This is a genomic window from Microbacterium sp. NPDC086615 (assembly GCF_040686055.1).
In the GTDB taxonomy this organism is placed as follows: Bacteria; Actinomycetota; Actinomycetes; order Actinomycetales; family Microbacteriaceae; genus Microbacterium.
The window spans coordinates 41,442-47,816 of the sequence record NZ_JBFBJJ010000015.1 but is presented as its reverse complement, the minus strand read 5'-3'; the positions used below and the strand labels follow the sequence as shown (position 1 = coordinate 47,816).

Below are 6,375 nucleotides of genomic sequence, written 5' to 3'. Positions count from 1 at the left end.
TGACCTTCACCTCCCTCTACGACGACACCGTCGGCGGAGACACCCTCGCCGACGGCGACGACACCACCCCCAACCCCGGCGACTGGAACGGCATCAACGCCTCAGGTAGAAAAGCACGCGTGGCCCTGGATCAAACTAGGGTCGGTTTCGCCCGGCACGGCGTCTCCACGAGTGAGACTCTCTCCACCAGCGTGACGTCCTCGAAGATCGACGGCGGAATCTCCGCAAGCTGGATCGGCGGGGCGGTCACGGTGACAGGCAACACCGTGAAGGATGGATCTGTCGTCGTGGACCGCCCGGATGGTTCCGCCTACGCCTTCGGCGTCACGGTCACCGGGAACAAGATTCAAGGTGGAAAACTCAGCGTCCGATCTGAGAACTTCAGCGCCGCCGCACCCGCCATCAAAGTCACAGGCAACAGCATCAGCGGGTTCACCCCCTACTACGGGGCCGACAATCGATACGAGTTCCCGTTCGAGATCCGGGACGTCAAGCTGCGACCGTCCAACCTCACCGGCAACACCGTCACCGGGAACACCGCCGATGTCTTCCAGCTCTCCGGCACTCTGATCGAGAACTGGACCCTGCCCACCACTGGGCCCCGCATTCTCATCAACGACGACGACGCCGACTACGACGACTTCACCGTCGCCGCAGGCGTCTCCCTCACCGCCCCCGCAGGAACGGTGGTGAAATTCGGTGCAAGCTCCGGAATGAGTGTCGAGGGCTCTCTCGTTGCCAATGGCACGGCAGCGGCACCGGTGACCTTCACCTCCCTCTACGACGACACCGTCGGCGGAGACACCCTCGCCGACGGCGACGACACCACCCCCAACCCCGGCGACTGGAACGGCATCACCATCGCTGAAGGAGGATCAGTTTCGGGCACCAACCTGACTCTGCTGTATGCGAACTCTGCTCTGTCGAGTAGCGACGACAGCGCATACGTGGGGCTCTCGAACGCGACGGTCCGAATGAGCGGTCAGACCTGTGTCAACGTCGCCGGCGCAGATTCGCGCAGCTACTTCCACGGCGTCCTGCGCGACTGTTCCGTAGGTATCGCTGGCGGCTCTGCGCTCTTCGATGCGACCGGTATCGACTGGGGTTCCGCGGCGGGGCCACCCCCGTATGGCGAAGGCCCAAGCATCGAGGGTCCAGGGGTCATCGCATTCCCGTGGGTTGGTGCGACGGTGCCGACGCCGAAGCCCCCCGCTACTCAGGTAGTGTCGCCCTGTGAAGGACACCCGGTGCTCTTCATCGGCGTGAGGGGGTCAGGCGAATCACCCCAGGGGACGGCAGCCACCACACCGTCCGCGTACACGACCGACTCTCAGTGGACAGTCGGCTCGGAGTTCACCGGAATGGGACCTTTTGTCCAGGGCATGCTCGACGGGCGCGGACCCGGCGGAAACCCCACGGCACGAGACTCGTTTATTCAGACGTTGGAAGAAGAGGGCATCCCACGATCTCAAGTCGAAGTTCGTGCTCTGGTCTACGAAGCGGCACCGACCTCTTTGTTGCTCCATTCCGTCCGTTCCTGGGTACCCCTGAGGATTAGCGGCGACATGATCGCCGAGTACCTCGCGAGCGTCGAGAGCGGATCCGCAGCGCTCACGAGTCTGCTGAGGGGCAAGCACACTGCCTGCCCCGAGCAGAAGATCGTCCTCGCCGGCTACTCGCAAGGAGCACTCGTCATCCACCACGCACTCAACCGGCTCTCCGACGCCAATGCGGACGTCGTCAACAGCATCGTCGCCACCAACCTTCTCGCCGACCCTGCTCAGGCAGTGTTCAGCAATCATGTGAAGATGGGCTCGAGCGAGGCCTCCGTCGGTGGCTTGACCCAAGCCTGGACAGGCGCTGATCGACGAGACATTCCGCAGGGCGTCCCCGTGAGATCGTTCTGCGACGACCTCGACGCGGTTTGTGCCCCAGAAGCCGCGTCGTGGGTCAAGGTCGACGGGGAAGAGGTCTACGGCTTCGAAGTACACACTCACTACGACACGCTCGACATGCGAGCATTGGGACGCCTCGCCGCCTGGGACACTGCAGACGCGGTGAAGGGTGGGAAGAGCGGCGACGGCGACTGACCTCGCGACATCGAGACGACCGCGCCAGCGCCGCCTCCCACCTTCGATAGACTGGCCTCACGCTTTCCCCTGCGCCCGCGCGCGACTGTAAGGAGCCCCATGAGCAACCCCATCGGTGATCCCGGCCACGGACACTCGCCCGCAGCCTGGACGGCCGTGATCATCATGCTGCTCGCGTTCACGCTCGGAACGCTGTTCTTCTGGCTCGACATGCCCGTGCTCGTGTGGGCCTCGGTGGGTCTGCTCGTCGTCGGCGCGATCGTCGGATGGGCCATGGGCAAGGCCGGATACGGCGCGAACGGCTCGAAGACCAGCCCGAAGGCCCACTGACCGTGCTGGCCGATCTCACGGCCGGGGCGGTAGAAGACGCAGAGAAGCGCGCCGAGACGCGTTCCCTAGCCGAGGTCGAGCGCGACGCTCTCGCGCAGACCCCCGCGCGAGACGCTCTGGCGATGCTCGCGCCCGCCGACCGGGTCAAGATCATCGCCGAGGTCAAGCGCGCGAGCCCGTCGCGAGGCGACCTCGCGTCGATCCCCGACCCCGCTCGTCAGGCACGCCTGTACGAAGAGGGCGGCGCGTCCGCGATCTCCGTGCTCACCGAGGGACGCAAGTTCAAGGGCAGCCTCGCCGACCTCGAGGCCGTCCGGGCGGCTGTCAGCGTCCCCGTGCTGCGCAAGGACTTCATCGCCACGCCGTACCAGGTGCTGGAAGCCCGTGCCTCGGGCGCGGACCTCGCACTCCTGATCGTCGCCGCTCTCGACCAGAAGACGCTCACCGAGCTCTACGGCCTCGTGACCGATCTCGGCATGACGGCGCTCGTCGAGACGCACTCGGCGGAAGAGCTCGACCGCGCCGTCGACCTGGGCGCGAAGCTCATCGGCGTCAACGCCCGCAACCTGTCGACCTTCGAGCTCGATCGCGATCTGTTCGGCTCCCTCGCCGACCGCTTCCCGGCCGACGCCGTCAAGATCGCCGAGTCGGCGGTGCTCGCACCCGCCGACGTGGCCCACTACCGCGCCGCGGGCGCCGATGTCGTGCTCGTGGGCGAAGCCCTCGTCACGGGCGACCCCGTCGCCACGCTCCGCGCGTTCCTCCAGGAGACGTCATGACCACCAGCCTGCGCGACCAGAAGGGGCCGTTCTTCGGTGACTTCGGCGGCCGGTACATGCCCGAGTCGCTCATCGCCGCGATCGACGAGCTGACCGCGGTCTACGAATCGGCGATGGCCGACCCCGAGTTCCACGCCGAACTGCGGGCCCTGCTGCACGATTACGCCGGGCGCCCGTCGGCCCTCACCGAAGTGCCCCGCTTCGCCGAGCACGCGGGTGGCGCGCGCGTCTTCCTCAAGCGCGAAGACCTGAACCACACCGGCTCGCACAAGATCAACAACGTGCTCGGACAGGCGCTGCTCACCAAGCGCCTGGGCAAGACGCGCGTGATCGCCGAGACGGGTGCCGGCCAGCACGGCGTCGCCACCGCGACGGCCGCCGCCCTCTTCGGTCTCGACTGCGTCGTCTACATGGGCGAGGTCGACACCGAGCGGCAGGCTCTCAACGTCGCGCGCATGCGTCTGCTCGGCGCCGAGGTCGTGCCCGTCACGACCGGCTCGCGCACGCTGAAAGACGCGATCAACGAGGCCTACCGCGATTGGGTCGCCTCGGTTGAGACGACCAACTACATCTTCGGCACCGCCGCGGGACCCCACCCCTTCCCGGCGATGGTCCGCGACTTCCAGAAGATCATCGGCGAAGAGACCCGCGCCGAGTTCCTCGAGCGCATCGGACGTCTCCCCGACGCCGTCTTCGCCTGCGTCGGCGGCGGATCCAACGCGATCGGCATGTTCGACGCGTTCCTCGACGACGAGGGCGTCGCGCTGTACGGCGTCGAGGCAGCCGGCGACGGTGTCGACACCCCCAAGCACGCGGCATCCATCGAGCGGGGTCGTCCCGGCGTCCTGCACGGCGCCCGCACGTACGTGCTGCAGGATGAAGACGGCCAGACCACCGAGTCGCACTCGATCTCGGCGGGCCTCGACTACCCCGGCGTGGGTCCCGAACACGCCTGGCTGGCAGACATCGGCCGCGCGCACTACATCCCCGCGACCGACGACGAGGCCATGCAAGCCCTGCGTCTGCTCTCGCGCACCGAGGGCATCATCCCCGCGATCGAGTCGGCCCACGCCCTGGCCGGAGCCCTGCGCGTCGGTCGCGAACTGGGTCCGGATGCCGTCATCGCGGTGAACCTCTCCGGTCGAGGCGACAAAGACATGGACACCGCCGCGCGCTACTTCGACCTCTACGATGCCGAGCACGCACCTCCGCCCGAGGGTCGCCCGGCGCAGACCGCCGGCGCCGAGACCGTGGCATCCGCCGCCGGTTCACCGATCGATGTGACGCCGGCCCCGGATGCCGCGAGTGGCGCAGGGGTGGAGCTGTGACCTCGCGCGTGTCCGCGGCGATCGAAGCCGCCCACACCGACGGTCGCGGCGCGTTCGTCGCCTATCTGCCCGCCGGCTTCCCCGACGTCGCCACGAGCATCGAGGCCATCGTCGCCCTGGCCGAGGCCGGCGCCGACGTCATCGAACTCGGCCCTCCGTACAGTGACCCGGTCATGGACGGTCTGGTGATCCAGGAGGCGACCCAGACGGCCCTCGCCAACGGCTTCCGCATGCGCGATCTCTTCACGATCATCCGCGAGGTCACGGCACGCACCGATGTCCCGATCCTGGTCATGACGTACTGGAACCTCGTCGAGCAGTACGGCGTCGACCGCTACGCCGACGAGCTCGTCGCCGCCGGGGGAGCGGGGCTCATCACCCCCGACATCACGCCCGACGCCGCCGCCGCGTGGATCGCCACGAGCGAGCGAACCGGCCTCGACCGGGTGTTCCTCGCCGCCCCCACCTCGACCGACGAGCGCCTTCGAATGATCGTCGAGGCGTCGACGGGTTTCGTGTACACCGTTTCGACGATGGGGATCACGGGGGAGCGGGCCGAACTGGATGCCGCCGCCCGCCGACTCGTCGAACGGCTGCGTGCGCACGGCGCCGACCACGCGTGCGTGGGCATCGGCATCTCCAACGCCGCTCAGGTGGCCGGAGTGGTCGAATACGCCGACGGCGCGATCGTCGGCACCGCCCTGGTGAAGGCGCTCCGCGACGGCGGTGTCGAGGGTCTGTCCACCCTCGCACACGAGCTGTCCGCGGGCACGGCGCAGCGCGCCTAGACTCTTTCGCATGACGTTCGCCCTCTCGAGCGCCGCCTCCGGCGTGCTCGCCAGCATTCCGAGCCCGACGATCTCCTTCGTCGATCTCGGTCCGTTCCGCATCCACTTCTATGCCCTGTGCATCGTCGCGGGCATCATCGTCGCGCTGCTTCTCACGAACGCACGGCTGACGCGACGCGGCGCGGAGAAATGGGTCGTCATCGACATCTGCCTCCTGGCGGTGCCGCTCGCCATCATCGTGGCCCGCATCTACCACGTGGCCACGCACGCCGGCTTCTACTTCGGGCCCGGCTCCAACCCGTGGAACATCACCCAGCCCGGCTCCGTCTGGGCCATCTGGGAGGGGGGGATCGCGATCTACGGCGCGCTGATCGGCGGTGCCGTCGGCGCATTCCTCGGCTGCAAGTGGAGCGGCATCCGCTTCTGGACGTTCGCCGACGCCCTCGCCCCGGGTCTCATCATCGCCCAGGCGATGGGTCGCTTCGGCAACTGGTTTAACCAGGAGCTCTTCGGTCAGCCCACCGACCTGCCGTGGGGCCTCGAGATCGCCCCGGGCAACCCGGCGATCCCCGTCGGCCTGCCGGCCGGCACGCTGTTCCACCCCACGTTCCTGTACGAGGTCATCTGGAACCTCCTCGGCGCGGCCGTCATCCTGTACGTCGGCAAGCGCTTCACCCTGCAGTGGGGCAAGCAGTTCGCGATCTACCTCATGTGGTACAGCGCGGGCCGCATCGTCTGGGAGTCGATCCGCGTCGACCCCAGCGACATCATCCTCGGCCTGCGGACGAACGTGTGGGCGGCGATCTTCGGTGTGGTGCTCGGTCTGGTGATCTTCATCGTCCAGTCGCGCCGCCACCACGGCCTCGAACCCTCGCCCTACGTACCCGGGCGCGAATCCAAGGCTCCGGGGGCTGTAGACTCAACCGACCCCTCTGACTTCGTCGACGTGAGCGAGCCGCCCGCGACGAGCGACACCGTCGGCACCAGCGCCACAAGCAGCCCCGCCACGAACTAACACTCTGGGCCGACGTCGTCCCATTCGAAGCATCAACGTGAGGAC

At 67.6% G+C, this 6,375-nt stretch carries 6 protein-coding genes; all 6 read left to right on the top strand.

All coding sequences use genetic code 11. The features are described from left to right. Positions 1–2,090: cutinase family protein (locus tag AB0O24_RS14575; protein ID WP_363375834.1), on the top strand; the 2,090-nt coding region annotated here is incomplete at its 5' end. A 99-nt stretch (positions 2,091–2,189) separates the two neighbouring features. Next, on the top strand, positions 2,190–2,420 hold the full coding sequence (locus tag AB0O24_RS14570; protein WP_013586640.1) for a DUF6704 family protein: 231 nt from the start codon (positions 2,190–2,192) through the stop codon (positions 2,418–2,420). Positions 2,421–2,422: 2 nt separating this feature from the next. Beyond that, complete coding sequence (gene trpC / locus AB0O24_RS14565) at positions 2,423–3,199, top strand: indole-3-glycerol phosphate synthase TrpC (RefSeq protein WP_275796353.1); 777 nt, start codon at positions 2,423–2,425, stop codon at positions 3,197–3,199. Continuing rightward, complete coding sequence (gene trpB, locus AB0O24_RS14560) at positions 3,196–4,527, top strand: tryptophan synthase subunit beta (RefSeq protein ID WP_275796351.1); 1,332 nt, start codon at positions 3,196–3,198, stop codon at positions 4,525–4,527. Before trpC ends, trpB begins: the two co-directional genes overlap by 4 nt. Further along, entirely contained in the window at positions 4,524–5,315 is a 792-nt protein-coding gene (gene trpA, locus AB0O24_RS14555; RefSeq protein ID WP_363375830.1) for a tryptophan synthase subunit alpha, read from the top strand. Before trpB ends, trpA begins: the two co-directional genes overlap by 4 nt. 10 nt (positions 5,316–5,325) lie before the next feature. Continuing rightward, the gene (lgt, locus tag AB0O24_RS14550; RefSeq protein WP_363375827.1) at positions 5,326–6,330 is read left to right on the top strand and encodes a prolipoprotein diacylglyceryl transferase; all 1,005 of its coding nucleotides are present in this window, start codon (positions 5,326–5,328) and stop codon (positions 6,328–6,330) included. The last annotated feature ends 45 nt before the right edge of the window (positions 6,331–6,375 follow it).

Excerpts from the sequence above, each read along its gene's own strand:
- AB0O24_RS14570 (WP_013586640.1), top strand. The coding sequence starts at position 2,190 with ATGAGCAACCCCATCGGTGATCCCGGCCACGGACACTCGCCCGCAGCC.
- trpB (WP_275796351.1), top strand. The coding sequence starts at position 3,196 with ATGACCACCAGCCTGCGCGACCAGAAGGGGCCGTTCTTCGGTGACTTC.
- lgt (WP_363375827.1), top strand. The coding sequence starts at position 5,326 with ATGACGTTCGCCCTCTCGAGCGCCGCCTCCGGCGTGCTCGCCAGCATT.